The 15,701-nt window shown below is 42.6% G+C and carries 16 protein-coding genes; 15 read left to right on the top strand and 1 reads right to left on the bottom strand.

From position 1 onward, the window contains the following. A partial coding sequence (locus tag BO48_RS15210) for an IS3 family transposase (RefSeq protein ID WP_496368742.1) occupies positions 1 to 438 on the top strand: 438 nt, incomplete at its 5' end. 172 nt (positions 439 to 610) lie between these two features. Here the strand turns inward: BO48_RS15210 and BO48_RS15205 are convergent. Next, the gene (locus tag BO48_RS15205) at positions 611 to 1,054 is read right to left on the bottom strand and encodes a hypothetical protein (RefSeq protein ID WP_496368740.1); all 444 of its coding nucleotides are present in this window, start codon (positions 1,052 to 1,054) and stop codon (positions 611 to 613) included. A gap of 114 nt (positions 1,055 to 1,168) precedes the next feature. On the opposite strand from BO48_RS15205, the gene BO48_RS15200 reads away from it, so the two are divergent. The 14 genes from BO48_RS15200 (at position 1,169) to BO48_RS15135 (ending at position 15,697) form a co-directional block, all read left to right on the top strand. Beyond that, entirely contained in the window at positions 1,169 to 1,969 is an 801-nt protein-coding gene (locus BO48_RS15200; RefSeq protein WP_496368738.1) for a GNAT family N-acetyltransferase, read from the top strand. 132 nt (positions 1,970 to 2,101) lie between these two features. Beyond that, positions 2,102 to 2,806, top strand: coding sequence for a dihydropteridine reductase (locus tag BO48_RS15195; RefSeq protein WP_496368736.1), 705 nt, complete (start codon positions 2,102 to 2,104; stop codon positions 2,804 to 2,806). A 161-nt stretch (positions 2,807 to 2,967) separates the two neighbouring features. Beyond that, positions 2,968 to 4,824: a V4R domain-containing protein gene (locus BO48_RS15190; protein ID WP_496368734.1), complete on the top strand. Its 1,857-nt coding sequence runs from the start codon at positions 2,968 to 2,970 to the stop codon at positions 4,822 to 4,824. Between the two features lie 179 nt (positions 4,825 to 5,003). Beyond that, on the top strand, positions 5,004 to 6,185 hold the full coding sequence (locus BO48_RS15185) for an acyl-CoA dehydrogenase family protein (protein ID WP_496368732.1): 1,182 nt from the start codon (positions 5,004 to 5,006) through the stop codon (positions 6,183 to 6,185). A 31-nt stretch (positions 6,186 to 6,216) separates the two neighbouring features. Beyond that, complete coding sequence (gene hpaD, locus BO48_RS15180; protein ID WP_496368730.1) at positions 6,217 to 7,170, top strand: 3,4-dihydroxyphenylacetate 2,3-dioxygenase; 954 nt, start codon at positions 6,217 to 6,219, stop codon at positions 7,168 to 7,170. A 33-nt stretch (positions 7,171 to 7,203) separates the two neighbouring features. After that, positions 7,204 to 8,055 (top strand): alpha/beta fold hydrolase, encoded by an 852-nt coding sequence (locus BO48_RS15175; protein WP_496368728.1) that lies wholly within the window; start codon positions 7,204 to 7,206, stop codon positions 8,053 to 8,055. A 56-nt stretch (positions 8,056 to 8,111) separates the two neighbouring features. Then, the gene (locus BO48_RS15170; protein WP_496368726.1) at positions 8,112 to 9,521 is read left to right on the top strand and encodes a solute carrier family 23 protein; all 1,410 of its coding nucleotides are present in this window, start codon (positions 8,112 to 8,114) and stop codon (positions 9,519 to 9,521) included. 12 nt (positions 9,522 to 9,533) lie between these two features. After that, the gene (locus tag BO48_RS15165) at positions 9,534 to 10,016 is read left to right on the top strand and encodes a flavin reductase family protein (RefSeq protein WP_496368725.1); all 483 of its coding nucleotides are present in this window, start codon (positions 9,534 to 9,536) and stop codon (positions 10,014 to 10,016) included. A 27-nt stretch (positions 10,017 to 10,043) separates the two neighbouring features. Beyond that, entirely contained in the window at positions 10,044 to 10,871 is an 828-nt protein-coding gene (locus BO48_RS15160; RefSeq protein WP_496368724.1) for an FAD synthetase family protein, read from the top strand. A gap of 18 nt (positions 10,872 to 10,889) precedes the next feature. After that, a complete protein-coding gene (locus BO48_RS15155) occupies positions 10,890 to 11,657 on the top strand; it encodes a 2-keto-4-pentenoate hydratase (protein ID WP_496368722.1) in 768 nt (255 codons plus the stop codon). 135 nt (positions 11,658 to 11,792) lie between these two features. Further along, positions 11,793 to 12,440 carry a pyridoxine/pyridoxamine 5'-phosphate oxidase gene (locus tag BO48_RS15150; protein WP_496368720.1) on the top strand — a complete coding sequence of 216 codons (648 nt, stop codon included), beginning with the start codon at positions 11,793 to 11,795 and terminating at the stop codon, positions 12,438 to 12,440. Positions 12,441 to 12,519: 79 nt separating this feature from the next. Beyond that, entirely contained in the window at positions 12,520 to 13,839 is a 1,320-nt protein-coding gene (gene merA / locus BO48_RS15145; RefSeq protein ID WP_496368718.1) for a hypothiocyanous acid reductase MerA, read from the top strand. Between the two features lie 193 nt (positions 13,840 to 14,032). Continuing rightward, positions 14,033 to 14,824: a DUF1307 domain-containing protein gene (locus BO48_RS15140; protein ID WP_496368716.1), complete on the top strand. Its 792-nt coding sequence runs from the start codon at positions 14,033 to 14,035 to the stop codon at positions 14,822 to 14,824. An 87-nt stretch (positions 14,825 to 14,911) separates the two neighbouring features. Next, positions 14,912 to 15,697 carry an ABC transporter ATP-binding protein gene (locus BO48_RS15135; protein WP_496368714.1) on the top strand — a complete coding sequence of 262 codons (786 nt, stop codon included), beginning with the start codon at positions 14,912 to 14,914 and terminating at the stop codon, positions 15,695 to 15,697. Positions 15,698 to 15,701: the final 4 nt, after the last annotated feature.

The raw sequence follows: 15,701 nt of genomic DNA, 5'->3' as shown, positions 1-15,701 counted from the left end.
GGCTGGCTCTATCTGGCGACTGTGATGGACTTATTTTCAAGACGTGTGATTGGCTGGGCCATGTCAGATCGAATGACACAGGCGCTCGTCATTCAGGCGTTGAAGCGTGCATTCCAGACACAGCCGCCTACAGCGGGCTTGATTCATCATTCAGACCGAGGCAGCCAGTATGCTGCCTTGGATTATCAGGCATTACTGCTTGAAAATGAGATCACGACAAGCATGAGTCGTAAAGGCAACTGTTATGACAACGCCTGTATCGAGTCGTTTCACAGCATCATCAAGAAAGAACTGATTCATCCTGCGCGCTATCAGACACGCGAAGCAGCCAGCAGAAGCATACTCGAATATATTATCAGTTTCTACAATTACGAAAGAATCCATGCCTATCTCGATTATCTTTCACCAATCGCTTTCGAGAAGAAATATGCCGGATAATGACGTTATCCAGCATTTGAATCTTGAGCATATCAAGGAAAAATCAGTAGCAAAAATCACATCGTCTTGATTTAATGTGTCCGAAATCTTGACAGAAGATCACTCGGTATCATGAATTAATAAAGCCGATATATTTGAGAATGTATATCGGCTGTTCAATATAGATGGTCCCTCATAAATTTTTAACCATCTGTCTGATGGCGCCCAGATGATATGCTGCATGAGACAGACTGGACAATATGAATCTTACAGAAATATCATCCAACTCATTTATCTCAATCCGCTTCAGCATCTTATTGTAGGCAATTTCCAGTGAATCTCTGATATTTTGCCATTCTTCACCATCGACTTCACTAATCTTCCAGCTTTTCGACCAGTCTGCTTCTGGTTCATTTCCTTCCAGAAAGCTCAGGCAAACAGTGATATGGTACATTGTATGATGCGCATGTGCGGCAATGGTGTTGCCATTAATATTTTGGGACGCTTGTCGTGCACTTAGTCTTGCAATTGTTCCAAAAATCCCCGTGCCCGGTTTTGTCTCGACCAAATGGCTTGACTGTCCTTCCTCGATGCCTTTAAATGTTTCAATCCATATGGATTTCAATTCTTCACGCACTGTAACACCTCCGAAGTGTAATTTGTTATATTGTAACATATGGAATTAGTTATTTGTCTAATAGGAAACGACCCTATATTATGATAGGAAACGAACCTTGAAGAGGTGTATGAGATGACAGTGATCAAAGAGTTGAAAACGATGAATGAACTCAAACTGATGCAGCAAATAGAGTCCATAATATGGGAAATGTCTCCCATACCGGTGCACCAGACTTTTACCGCAGTGAAAAACGGCGGCATCGTCCTTGCAGCATTTGAAAAGGAGGAAATTATCGGTTTCTGTTACAGTTTTACCGGCTTTAAAAATGGCAAAAGTTATTTGTGTTCGCATATGCTTGCGATTGATCCAGAATATCGTTCCCGCAATATCGGTGCCAAATTAAAATTGAAACAGCGTGAAATCGCGATTGATAAAGGTTATGACCTGATGATCTGGACTTACGACCCGCTTGAAACGAGAAACGCTTATTTAAACCTGACCAAATTGAGCGCTGTTTGCAATACATATATAGAAAACTGCTACGGAGAAATGGTTGACGGGATGAATAAAGGGCTGCCTTCAGACCGTTTTGAGGTGCGTTGGCATTTGAAAAGTGATTATGTGAGTGATGCTAAGCGATTAGGTGTGAGCGGACGTGTTCCTTTAAATACTGTCAGAAATAACAGTGATGGATTATTGGAATTTGTCGGTGTCGATCATGATGAACTGTCGGCCCAAGTCTATTCATTATTTGTACCGAAAGATTTCCAGAGACTGAAGTCGGAAAGTCCTTCACTCGCGTTGGACTGGCGGTTTAAAACCCGCAGGAAATTTCAGGAATTGTTTCACATGGGTTATTCAGCGGTGCGTTTAGTCGTACATGATGAATGTGCAGAATATATCTTTGTGAAAACGGACGATCTAAAGCTCTGAACAGATAAACGGTACGACCAACGGCTGATTTCATATGGAAACAGCCGTTTTAAAAACTTTAATTGAGAATCGTTATCACTTAGGGTATATTAATATGTAAGGATATACTTAATATGATGAGGAGCGCTTAATATGGTTAAAATTTATTGGACGAAGATCAGAGATGTAGTGGAAGAGTCGCCTGAAACTAAAACATATATACTGGACTGCCCTGAAGATTTCACATGGGAAGAGGGTGCGCATACCCATCTTGCACTGGAAGGCTTCAATGCATGTGAAAAGCCGAACAGAAGTTTAATACGTCATATGTCAATCTGTACTCTACCTGGCGAAAAGACGATAGGTATCACTACCCGTGTCAGAGCACAGCGGTCAGAATTTAAAGAACGTCTGGATTCACTTGAAATCGGTGAACAGGTGGCGCTGTTTAAAACACATTCCAATGTACCTCTGAAAAGGGAGGATAAGCCTGTTTACCTGTTATCGTCAGGGGTCGGCATCGCCACCTTCAGACCATTGGTTCTCGATTACTTGAACAATGCTGATAAGGTCAATAAAATCCATTCACTTAATATAGATTCATCGAAAAACTACCTGTTCCCGGACTTGTTCGTGCCCGAATCCCGTAACGGTCTGACTTCAGAATTCATGGATAACCGGAATGGTTATTATGATCGTGTAAAACAGCTGGCAGAAGATAAAGAAGGACTCTTTTATGTAGTCGGCAGTGATGAATTCCTGAGTGAAAACATCGCGACTCTGCGTAATGAAGGCATCAATCCTGAACAGATTATGTTGGATAAGCACGAAAAATCAAGACAGGAACTGCTCGCATAAATTTATAAGAGAATTAACCACCAGGCTGAAATCCCAGTCTGGTGTTCTTTATTGACAAAATAGAAAGCGTTTTCTAAACTGACTAATATCATGTTAACATTTCTGAAAACAGATAAATGGTTTTAACATAAATCAAATAATTTTCTTTAGGGGATGGTTTAATGAAAGTTTCTGTAGGGGAGAATCGTATCAAACCCGGAAGGATGGAAGATACCAGCAAGCTCAGATTGTCCAAATCTTCAATGGGTATATTACGTCAGAATATTGTTCAGCACATCGGTGCTTCACGCCTGGCGAGCTTCCTTTTCCAGTTCGGCTGGGACATGGGTGTACAGGATGCCAATGAACTGCTGAAAATTAAAAAGCCGTTGGAGCAGTATGTTGTTGACGGGCCGCAGGAACATATAAGAAATGGCCATATAACAGGCATTGATCATAGATGTGACATCGAATATAACGAGGACGGTACTCTTAAAACACTGGTCGGGAGAGGCGAGTGGCATGGTTCGTACGAAGCGAGGGAACACCTTTCCCGCCTGGGCGCCTCCGATACTCCCGTCTGTCACACTCTGACAGGATATTCGAGTGGTATGATGTCTACTATTTTCAATAAAGTACTGATCGCCAAAGAAATCACATGTGTAGCCTGCGGTGATCATGCATGTCAATGGATGATCCGTCCGAAAGAAGACTGGCAGGGGGATGTGGATCATGTGCCTGTTGCGCTCATGGACAGGACACCGATTGTTAAGGAACTCGAAGTGACATACGATCAGATGCTGGAACAGACTGAGTTCATCACTTCCTTATCTGAATTTCAAAAAGAATTGACTGAAGCGGTGGTTAACGGCAGAGACTTAAACTCCATAGTGACAACCGCCTATGAGTTTACGGATATGCCGCTCACGATTGATAACCTTGAATTTGAAACAATTACTTCTGCGGGATTTTCAGTTGGTGATATCGAGGACCTAAAACGTGACAGCGAGGAGGATATCCCGAAATTTCTTATAGAGGAAAAAGGGAAATATTCGTTTCCTTTCCAACAGTATGTCCATAAAACTAAGCATTATCATCGAGTGATTGTTCCAATAGTCGTTGAAAGGGAAATACTCGGGTACTGTTCGACAATTACGGGTCCGCGGACGCATTCAGACTATCATGAGGAGCATTTATACTTGGATCATCTGGCAAATACTGTCGCTCTGATCATGCAGAATGAAAAAGCGAAAATCGAGACACTCGGCCGTATGAAGGGGCACTACTTGGAACAGGTGATCCATAAGGAAGGTTCTAAGTCAGAGCTTTTGAGAAGAGGTAAGTACATCGGTGTTGATTTTGATGATTCATATTTAATATTCGTCCTGGAAGTGGATAAACCATTTGATTCCATTGAAGAAGAGTTCTCATTCCAAGAAAAAGTACAGGAAGAAACATATACATACTTCCAAAAATTAAACAAAACGGTGTTGACTGCGATTATCAATGACAGGGTCGTCACAATGATTATGTCTCCTGATAAAATCGCGGGGGCAGTAAAGAACTACAAGAAAAGGATTGAGAAAATCTCCGGCAATAGGCTTGTCATCGGCATCAGCAATGTAAATAAAGGAATAGAAAATACCGGCAGAGGGCTGGAAGAGGCAGTAATAGCCAGCCGTCTCGCTGTCCAAAATGAAGTGGTATTTTATAAAGAACTTGGTATAGTCGGTGCGCTGATCAATGCCAACAATAAGAAAAGTATCGAATACATTGCAGATGAAGAATTGAAAGGGCTTCAGGATAGTGAAGGGAATATAGATATTGAGTTGTTAAAAACGCTTTACTACTTTTTATCGAACGGTGGTAACCTGAAGAATACTTCAGCCGATCTGGCATTATCAATGAGTGGTCTGAGACACCGGATTCAAAAAATAGAAGAACTGCTTGAAAAGGATTTAAGAGATCCGAACATCAGCAATCATCTGCTGCTGATAATAAAAGCGGTTATAGTGATTAGAGAAGTCGACCTTTCATAAGGCGGCTTCTTTTTTTGGAACAGCGAATTGATTACTAAATCACAATGTAACAAAAAGTGTTCATTTTTAAATGAATGTCTGACATTCCGTGTTCTAGTTTTCTGAAAAGTCATCATCTACAATGAGAATCATACTTGAAACCGCATACAAGACAGAAAATTAAAAAAGGAGATTTTAAAATGACACAATCAGTTAAAAACTATTCTGCATTGACCGAAGAAGAACTAATAGAAGGTGCGAAGCGGGTCGGAGCACTTGCTGAAGAAAAAGCACAGGAAGCTGAAGAAAATGCAAGTGTGTCACCAGAAGTCGTCGAACTGATGAAAGAAGTGGGCATTACTAAGATGATGATCCCTAAAAACCAGGGCGGACCGGGTGTAGATCTAAAAACATTTGTTAAAGTTCTGCGCACAGTTTCAAATTACAATTTATCTGCTGCCTGGTTATCATTCTTATATCCGCTTCATAATATGCTTCCGGCATATCTGCCGCAGGAAGGTCAGGATGAAATCTATGAACAAGGCGGACTGATCGCAGACATCTTCGCAGCAATCGGTGAAGGTGAACGTGTAGAAGGCGGTTATATCATCAGCGGTAAATGGAGCTTCGTAAGTGGCGTCAACCATGCTGACTGGGTCGGTGTCGGGTTGAAAGCGGAGAATGAAAAAGGAGAAAAAGAATTCATTCTGCCAATAGTACCGAGAAAAGAACTGCAAGTCGTCGAAAACTGGGACACTTTCGGTTTAAGAGGAAGCGGAAGCAACCAGGTTGTTCTGGAAAATGTATTTGTTCCCGATTCAAGAATCTTTAAAGTGGCTGAAGCGGAAGAAACAAGAAGACCACCTATGGAAAACTATGAAAAAGATTACCCGTTCTATCATAAGCCATTGTTCCCTACATTCTATTTCGGTTTCCCGGTAATGGCTGTAGGTGCTGCTGAAAGAATGATAGAAGAGTTCAAAAAACAGACTGAAAAAAGATACCGCCTGATGGATGGCATCCATGAAAGCGAATCACCAAGAAGCCAGCGTGTAGTGGCGGAAATATCTCAGGACTTTCTTGCTGCGGAAGCGATGCTCGATAAATATATCAATCTTCTGGAAGATTACGAAAAAGATGGCTGTAAAACTGACAATGCAGAATTTTTTGCAATCCGTACCAAGCTGATCAAGCTATGTGTGGATATCGGCATGAGAATCATCTTGACACTGGGCGGTGGTGCACTGTATAAAGGCGGCCCGATAGAATTGTTCTTCAGAGATCTTGTTTCACTTGCAACACATAAAACATCGTTGAATGAAGATGCAGTTGCTGCATATGGACAGGAATTATTCGGATTTGACAGTGGTGTCAGAGGTTAAAAAATTAAATAATGACTAAGGGTGAAAAACTATGATATTAAGACTTGGACAAATAGAGCTCTACGTTTCAAATTTAGATCAATCAGAAAAATTTTATGTGGATACTTTAGGATTCATTAAAGGAGATAGAACAGACAGCAGCCTGTATCTGAAAGCGACAGATGAATTTGATGCACATACATTGGTGCTTACAGAACATGAAAATATTGCACTTGCAAATTTCGGCCTGAGAGTTTCAAGTGAAGAATATTTAGACGAACTTGAGGCACTGCATCACGAAATGGGCATCGAAACTGAAATGGTTGAAGATGTACATCCAGGCCGGGGCCGCACGCTGCGTGTCGCTGAACCGAGCGGACACCCGGTGGAATTCTATCATTCCATGAAGCAGGTGGATGTCGGAGGAGGCAGGGCAGGCGTTGAGAAACTGCCAATGAGAAATACACATATCTTCAATGGCATTCCGCCAGTTCGGATCGACCACATGAACCTGCGTGTGAAAAGTGTCGACGAGGCATGGAAGTATTGGGAGAAAATAGGATTTAGCATTTCAGAATACGTTCAGGATGGCGATGAAAAATTTGCTGCATGGACAAGAGCGAAAACGTCAACACATGACGTTGCACTTGTTAAACAGGAAGAAACGGCGCTTCACCATATCGCTTACATTGTTGACGGCGTATCGGCAGTTGTAAGAACGGCCGATTTACTTGCGGATGCCGGCTACCGTGACGCGGTTGAATATGGTCCGGGCCGCCACGGCGTATCCAATGCATTCTTCTTATACATCCGAGACCCTGACGGCCACAGAATAGAGATCTATTCCGGTGACTATAACCGTGACCAGGATCTCCCGCCAATCGGATGGACAAAAGAAGATTATGATTCAAAAGGCAGATTATGGTGGGGGCCGGCCGTACCGGATGCGTTCTTTGAAACGACACCTGTGAATAAAGACTGGGTCGGTTCGAAAGTTAATAATTAAGATATAAAAATTTATTGTGGAGGTTTTTTATTTATGTCACTTTGGACAGAAGTACAAGATACAGAGTTTAAGTTGTTTTATTTGGATGCTAACGGTGTAAAAACACGTGTGCTCGAAGCAGGAGAAGGAGAGCCGCTTATTTTACTTCACGGTACGGGCGGTCACATCGAGGCATACGGCAAAAATGTAAGAGGACTGGCAGAACATTTTAAATTGTATGTTGTGGATATGCTGGGCCACGGGTATACAGATAAACCCGATAAACCATATGGCATTGATGCATACAGTGATCATCTGTTTGATGTTATAAAAGCTCTGGGTCATGAAAAAGTATTTTTATCCGGCGAATCACTTGGCGGCTGGGTATCCGGCTGGTTTGCAGCAGAGCACCCTGAATATGTCAAGGCGATGGTTCTTAACACTCCAGGTAACGTAAACAGTGATCCTGAAGTAATGGAAAGACTGAAAGCCTCTACTTTGAAAGCTGTACTTGAAGCGAACTATGAAAATGTAAAAACACGTCTGGAGTGGCTGATGTACGATAAAAGCGTCGTGACGGATGAGCTTATTCAAGTCCGTTATGATATTTACACTCAACCTTCCTACCAGGAAGCAGTGCATAACATTGTTTATCTCCAGGAACCGGAAGCAAGAAAGCAGTATATCTGGGATCCTTCCTGGTGCAGTAAAATTCAGGCGCCGACACTTCTTGCATGGACGGATCATGATCCGACTTCAACTGTAGAGCAGGCAGGACCGATAAAAGACATGATTCCCGGGGCAGAACTGACTGTGATCAAAGATGCAGGTCATTGGCCGCAGTGGGAACAGGTAGAAGAATTTAATCGAGTAATTATCGATTTCCTGGAGCCGTATAAAGACTAAGAAAATGTCCTGGATGAGTTTTTCATCCGGGACTTATCATCAAGGGGGAAATTGATTTGAGCTTCTATAAAAGAAAAGATGGGGAAGAGCAGCCGTATTGGCCATTGGGATCGATGAAAATCAGATTACCATTCTTACATTACAGAATTGAGAAGGCTGAATTCTTTCAAGGTCTGGTTTTATTTACAGCAGGTTTAAGCATGGTCGAGATCATGACCAGTTTTATGGGGATATCATTCAGCGCAGCGGTCACAATCACAGTCATCAACCAACTGTTGATGCTGCTGCCTTCATCCATGGGGGTCCCGTTCGTATCGGGGTTCATTACTGCGCTCATCCCTCTCATTGTGGTATTTCTACAGGGTTATGAGACAGGGACTGAAGCGGTTCACGCCATCATTGCGGTACAGATTGTACTTGCCTTGATATATTTCATATTTGCATTCAGCGGGATTGGGGAAAAAGTCGTGTCAAAACTGCCGAATTCATTAAAAGCGGGGATATTAATAGGTGCAGGTATCGCAGCAATCATGACGGAACTTGAGCCCGGAGGCAGAATGTCCGAGACTCCGATTGCAATTACTATCGGAGCGATTCTTTGCCTGTTCACCATGTTCTCGATGTTTTTCAAGAAGGTGACCAAAAGTCACATCTGGGTTAAAAATATTGCCAATTACGGTATATTACCGGCAATTCTCGTTGCAATTATCGTTGGTGTACTGGTCGGAGAATATAACGTACCGACAATTGAATGGGGCATTACACCACTCGCATTTCAGGAAGTATGGGCCATTACTCCTTTTGTAATCGGTTTACCGAGTGTTGAGATGTTTATTCAAGCCATTCCGATTGCAATAATGGCATATATCATTGCATATGGAGACATCATTGTCGGAGATCAGCTGATGAAACGTGCAGAGAAATCCAGACCGGATGAAAAAATAAAATACACGTTCAGCAACCTGCATAAAATTACTGCATTAAGAAATTTACTGAATGCTTTTATTGCACCGCATCCGGGTATGGCAGGGCCGATATTTACAGCGGGTACCGCATCGGTTGCAGAGCGGTATACTTACGGTAAAAAAGCTATGAATTCCATTTATTCGGGTGCGAATACAATGCTGATAGCTTTTACAGTAGGAATATTGATACTGCCTATCGTGTCATTTTTCACACCGTTTTTGCCGATTGCACTATCTCTTACACTGATACTGACCGGTTACTTATGTATTACCATTGGTATGAAACAGGTCAGCAATGAAAATGAGATGGGCGTAGCGGGTCTTATGGCGATCATACTTGCTTTGTATGGTGCAGCACCTGCGCTTGCATCAGGATTTGTACTTTATTTCCTTATAGAGAAGACGAATATTCTTGGCAAAGATAAAGAAGAAAGTGTTCAGACGGAAGAAGAAGAGATTAACAAGACAATTACAAATAAAGTGAGCGAAGAATCTAATTAGGAGGAATATTCTATGGAAGATGGTAGATTATTTAGAAATGCAATGGGGAAATTCGCAACAGGTGTCAACGTTATAGCGACAGAAGTAGACGGTGAAACTTATGGAATGACTGCAAATGCGTTCATGTCAGTCTCACTGGATCCGAAGCTGATTGTCATCTCAATCGGCGATAAGGCGAATATGCTGGAGCGCATCAGAAAGAGCGGGAAGTTCTCAGTCAACGTTCTGTCATGTGAGCAGCAGGACGAATCAATGAGATTCGCGGGTCAGAAGGCGTTCGAAGATGAGTTTGAATTCGACAGACTGGCAGATGTGCCTGTTGTAAAGAATGCTCTATGTCAGCTGTCATGTGAAGTGTACAATGAACATGTTGAAGGAGACCACGTACTGTTTATCGGTAAAGTGAACGAATTTGAAGTTGTTGACGGCGAGCCGTTAATCTTCAATTGTGGTAAGTATAGAAACCTGGAACTGGTTGAAGAAACTGTTAAGTAAGCCAACTTTTTAATGGAGGCGTTTTAAATGGAAGTCATTTTCATCAATGAAGAAAATCTTGAATATTGGCAGAAGCGGGCTAAGGAAAATGTTGTCGCATTGGGCTTTTTTGACGGTGTTCATAAAGGGCATGAAAAAGTGATTGAAACAGCTAAATGTGAGGCGGAAAAACGTGGTGTATCCACAAATGTCATGAGCTTTTTCCCTCACCCGAGAGAAGTGTTGTCTGCTGGCAAGGATAAAGTGGATTATTTAATTCCGCTGAAAGAGAAAATCAGAGTGCTTGAGACTTTGGATGTGGACACTTTATATATCATTGATTTTACAAAGACTTTCGCTTCATTGTCTCCAGAAGAGTATGTTGAGGAATATTTGATGAACTTGAAGACCCGGCATGCGGTTGCAGGGTATGATTTCTCATACGGATTCAAAGGCACCGGCAGTATTGATACCATCTTTAGCGATTCCGGACATAAAGTGACAACGACGACGGTGGAGAAAGTCGAGTATCAGGGTGAGAAAATCAGCTCTACAAGAATACGCAACGCGATTGCCGACGGAAGAATGTCTGAATTGTCGAATATGATTGGCAGATTGTACCGTACATGTTTAAATGTCAAAGACGGTGATATGGAACTGGAAGCGTATTATATGCTGCCGTGCGATGGCATCTACGATGTTTCAATAGATATCGGCGGTATAAAGTACGATAGTCAGATTCATGTAGATAATGATGACCGCAAAATCTATTTCACGAAAAGATGTCTGATGAACAAGATCAATTATAGAAATATCAGTATCATCTGGAAGAATAAAGTGGCATCAAGTACAAAATATCAACTAGTAGCAAACTAGAAAGGTGAATCATGGATTATGGATGTGAAACAGCTTGGACTAGATATATACAATGCAGAGAAGAACAGAGCACCTATAGAAAGTTTTACAGATCAGTATTCTGATATGACGGAAAAAGAAGCATATGGTGTGCAGCTTGCCTACGTGGACAACCGTCTGAATGACGGTGCTGAAATCGTCGGTAAAAAAATCGGGCTGACCAGTAAGGCGATGCAGGATATGTTGGGTGTGGATAAACCGGATTACGGTCATATATTCGATGATATGGTTTATGATTCAACGATAAGCAGTGACGCATTCATCTGGCCGAGGGTCGAGTTCGAGATCGGTTTCAAATTGAAAAAAAATATCGACAGCAACAACATATCCATGGACACTGTCATTGATGCCATTGACTCTGCAGTGCCTGTCGCAGAACTGATCGACAGCCGTATAAAGGACTGGAAAATAAAATTCGAGGATACGGTATCTGATAATGGTTCATCAGCGGGAATGATTATCGGTGAAGGCCGGAAAAACCTGTCAGATATCGACCTTCCGAATGTTAAAATGGAAGTTTTCAAAAATGACGAGAAATTGGATGAAGGATACGGCTCAGCCGTACTTGGCAATCCGCTCGAAGCTGTCGTATGGCTGGCAAAATCACTGAGTGAATATGACATTTCCCTCAAAAAGGGTGAGTTCATACTTGCCGGTGCATTGACAAAGGCAGTGGATATTGAGAAAGGCGACCGCTTCAAGGCAAGTTTCGAAAACCTTGGAGAAGTCAGTCTGACTGTTGAATAGAATTATATAATACAGCGCACCGTGTAGGATGATCATTGCATGGTGTTCTTTATTTTACAAAACTTAATTGATGATTTGCTGTAAAAATATATATTATCCCGGTATCATGGTATTCAATGTGAGGAGAGATATCATATGGATATAAAAAAACTGATTTATAAAAATCCTGCCCTGTCCGGGGATTATCCGGAATTCAAAATTGAAGATGCACCGGACAGTCCGTTGGAGACTTTTTATGATTGGTTCGGCCATGCCGTGGATGCCGAGGTATTGGAACCGAGTGCTTTCGTCTTCAGTACGGCGGATGCAGAGGGTGTGCCGAGCGCCCGCATTGTGAATTTGCGGGATATGGACGCAGAAGGTTTCATCATCGGTTCAAATTCTGAAAGTCTTAAAGGACAAAATCTGGAACATAATAAGAATGCGGCAATGACCTTCTACTGGGGGGAGGTCGGCAGGCAGATCCGTATTGCCGGCCGGGTGGAAATTGCCGAAGATGAAGAGAACAGGGAAGACTTCATCAGAAGGAACGATACTTCGAAAGCACTGTCGATCATCGCCAGGCAGAGTGAAATGCTCGGCAGTATGGACGAACTGGACCGTGAGATGCGGCGTGCGGTGGAATTGGTTAAAACCGATAAAGAAGCCTATAAAACGTGGACATTATATAAAGTGATTCCTGAAAAGATGGAGTTTTTCCAGGCGAGGAATGATCTCGCGCACATCCGCCTGGAATATGAAAAGAGTCACGGACAATGGAGTAAGCACCTGCTCTGGCCGTAATCTTCCACACGCCCTGCCTGGTTTTGAATCATCAATACGGGGAATATAAATAGTATTGATTATTAATGGAGGGTGTTAAATGAGTTATGACATCATTATTATTGGTTTTGGCAAAGCCGGTAAGACACTGGCGGGTGCTCTCGGCAATGACGGAAGAAAAGTGGCACTTATTGAGAAAAGCAGTAAAATGTACGGCGGTACGTGTATCAATACTGCCTGTATCCCTTCGAAAACACTGATTGAAGAAGCTGGACGGGGCGCATCCTTTAAAGACGCGATGGACAGAAAAATCGATGTTGTGAATGCGTTGAATAAAAAGAACTACGCTAATCTTGAAGACAATGAAAACGTTGATGTTTATACGAAGACGGCACGTTTCAAAGACAATAGAACCGTTGAAATATTAGACGGAGAAAATGTTCAAGAGGAATTGACCGCAGAGACGATTGTCATCAATACAGGGGCAAAAAGTAATATACCGGGCATCGAAGGTATGGATACCACTAAAAATATTTTTGATTCAGAAGGCATTATGGAGCTGGATCATCAGCCGGATTCGCTGGTGGTTCTCGGTGCGGGTTATGTGTCGCTGGAGTTCATCTCTTTATTCACTAAATTAGGAACGAAAGTGACCGTCATCGACAGGTCAGAGCATGTGCTGATTAAAGAGGACAAGGATATCGGTACCGCTGTCTATGATGATATGGTGGAAGCCGGCGTTGAATTTGTCAGCGGTACGGAAACGACTAAAGTTTCCAATGACGGTGACTCGGTGTTGGTTGAAACGGATAATGGCGAGTTTAAAGCGGATGCAATGCTGATGGCTACAGGCCGTATACCCAATACGGACGGGCTCGCACTGGATAATGCCGGTGTGAAGTTGGATGATGAAGGTGCAGTGGAAGTGAATGATAATTTGCAGACGTCAGTTGAAAATATTTATGCTGTCGGTGATGTAAAAGGCGGTATGCAGTTTACGTACATTTCACTGGATGATTTCAGAATCGTCTATGATCAGCTGAAAGGTAACGGCGGACGCACAATTGAAAACCGCGGTGCAGTGCCGTATACGGTATTTATCGATCCGCCGTTTTCAAGAGTCGGCATGACTGCTTCGCAAGCGAAGAAAAAAGGCCATGAAGTGGCGGAAGGCAAAGTGCCGGTGAAAGAAATTCCGCGTCATAAAGTGAATAGTGATGCGCGCGGCGTATTCAAGGCAGTCGTTGATAAAGATACGGACAAAGTACTCGGTGCGAGCCTTTACGGTAAAAGTTCCGAGGAAATCATCAACATCGTCAAATTTGCTATCGACCACGATATTACCGCAACAGCGCTGAAAAACAATATTTATACCCATCCGACGATGGCGGAATCATTCAACAATTTGTTTGATGTATAATTTTAAGAACTCAAAGTTGCAGAAAACCATACAGGTTTACTGCAACTTTTTTTATTTTGCAGGATTAATCATTAAATATGAAATATGTTGTTTAACAATTAGAGAACGAGGGCAAATATAGATTGTGTTGTTCACGAAATATTTTATTTAACGTGTTGAATATCTTTTTAAACCCAACCGGAGGGGAATTTTTATGAAAAAATTACTTAAGCTTTGTTCTATCGGCGGCATAGCACTCGTCATTGCAGCATGCGGCAATGGTGAAGAAGAAACAGATACAGGTGATGAAGCCGCTCCTGAGGAAACAGAGTCGGCAGAAGAAGGCACTGACGGTTCTGCTTCTGAGGAAGAAACGGAATCTGAAGACAGTGAATCAAATGAAGAAACAGGATCTGAGGACAGTACTGAAGAAGGAACTGAATCGGACAGTGAATCTGAAAGCACTGCAGAGGAAGATGGTGCCGATGCAGGTACAGAATCTGAAGAGGGTACAGAAGAAACAGAAACGGATTCAAAAACAGGCACTGACGATGCTGCAGCTGAAAACTCCGATGAAGCGGATGCGGGAGAGGAGGCTGCAACGGGCGAAGAACAGTCCAAAACTTTCGTACTTGAAGAAGAAGGGTTTGTGAATGAGCTCGTCTACTATTACATTGATGATGCAGTGCAGAGACAGACTTCCGAAAGTGATATTACTTATGAAGCACTTGGTGTAGAAAATGAAGCACAGGCCAAGGAACTGCTGGAGCAGCAATCGCCGGATTATGAAGGTGTAGACGGCGTTGAACATAGTATCGAATTCGGTGGTGAAGGTGTCATTGAAACGCTGGAAGTGGATTATACTGTAGCGGACATTTCAGAAGTCTCCGATCTCGAAGGTTCTGAATTTGACGAAGAGGCGGAAGATGCACAATTCATCAGTATGGAACAGTCGGAAGAGCAGGTACTGAACGCCGGCTATGAACTCACAGAAGGTGAAGAATAATAAAATTTGAAGACAGGGGCCTCCTGTCTTCTTTTTTTGTTAAAAAACGACTATGATAGGGATAAACATCTAACTGGAGTGAGGCATATGGATAAGATTATTAATATAGAGGATGTTAAGTGGATCAAAGGCGGACAGGAAATTTTAAAGGATATCAACTGGATGGTAAACAATGGTGAACATTGGGCGGTCCTGGGGTTGAACGGGTCCGGAAAAACATCTTTGCTCAACATTGTGACAGGTTATAATTATCCGACAATGGGGGACGTCACGATACTCGACACCACTTTCGGCAAGGCGAGCATTCCCGAAATGCGTAAAAGAATCGGTGTGGTTTCAACTGCGCTGGAAAGATTCGATGCGACATTGAACAATCAGACTGTGGAAGATATTGTGCTGAGCGGCAAATTCTCCTCATTCGGCATTTATCAGGAAGTGACTGATGAAGACCGCGAGAAGGCAGAAAGTATAATGGCCGATTTGAGACTGGATTATTTGCACGGCAAGTATTACAGAACCTTATCCCAGGGTGAAAAAAGACGCGCAATTATCGGACGTGCGCTGATGACAGAACCGGACCTCCTCATCCTGGATGAACCGTGTTCAGGTCTCGATATATTGTCGCGTGAAGATGTGCTCGGTATTACCGAGAATATTAAAGAACGTGAAAGCCACCTGATCTATGTCACCCATCATATTGAAGAAATTACGGACGTCATTACCCATGTGTTGCTGATGAAAGACGGAGAAGCCGTAGTCAGCGGTAAAAAAGAGGATGTCCTGACATCAGAAAATCTGAGTGATATTTATAAAACCCCTGTAAAAGTCCATTGGGAAAATAAACGTCCTTGGTTGTCAATTTCCAGTAAATAAACAT

The sequence above is a fragment of the Lacicoccus kunmingensis DSM 17847 genome, assembly GCF_059568765.1.
The sequence above is the reverse complement of the archived record's forward strand: the minus strand, read 5'-3'. Positions and strand labels throughout refer to the sequence as shown.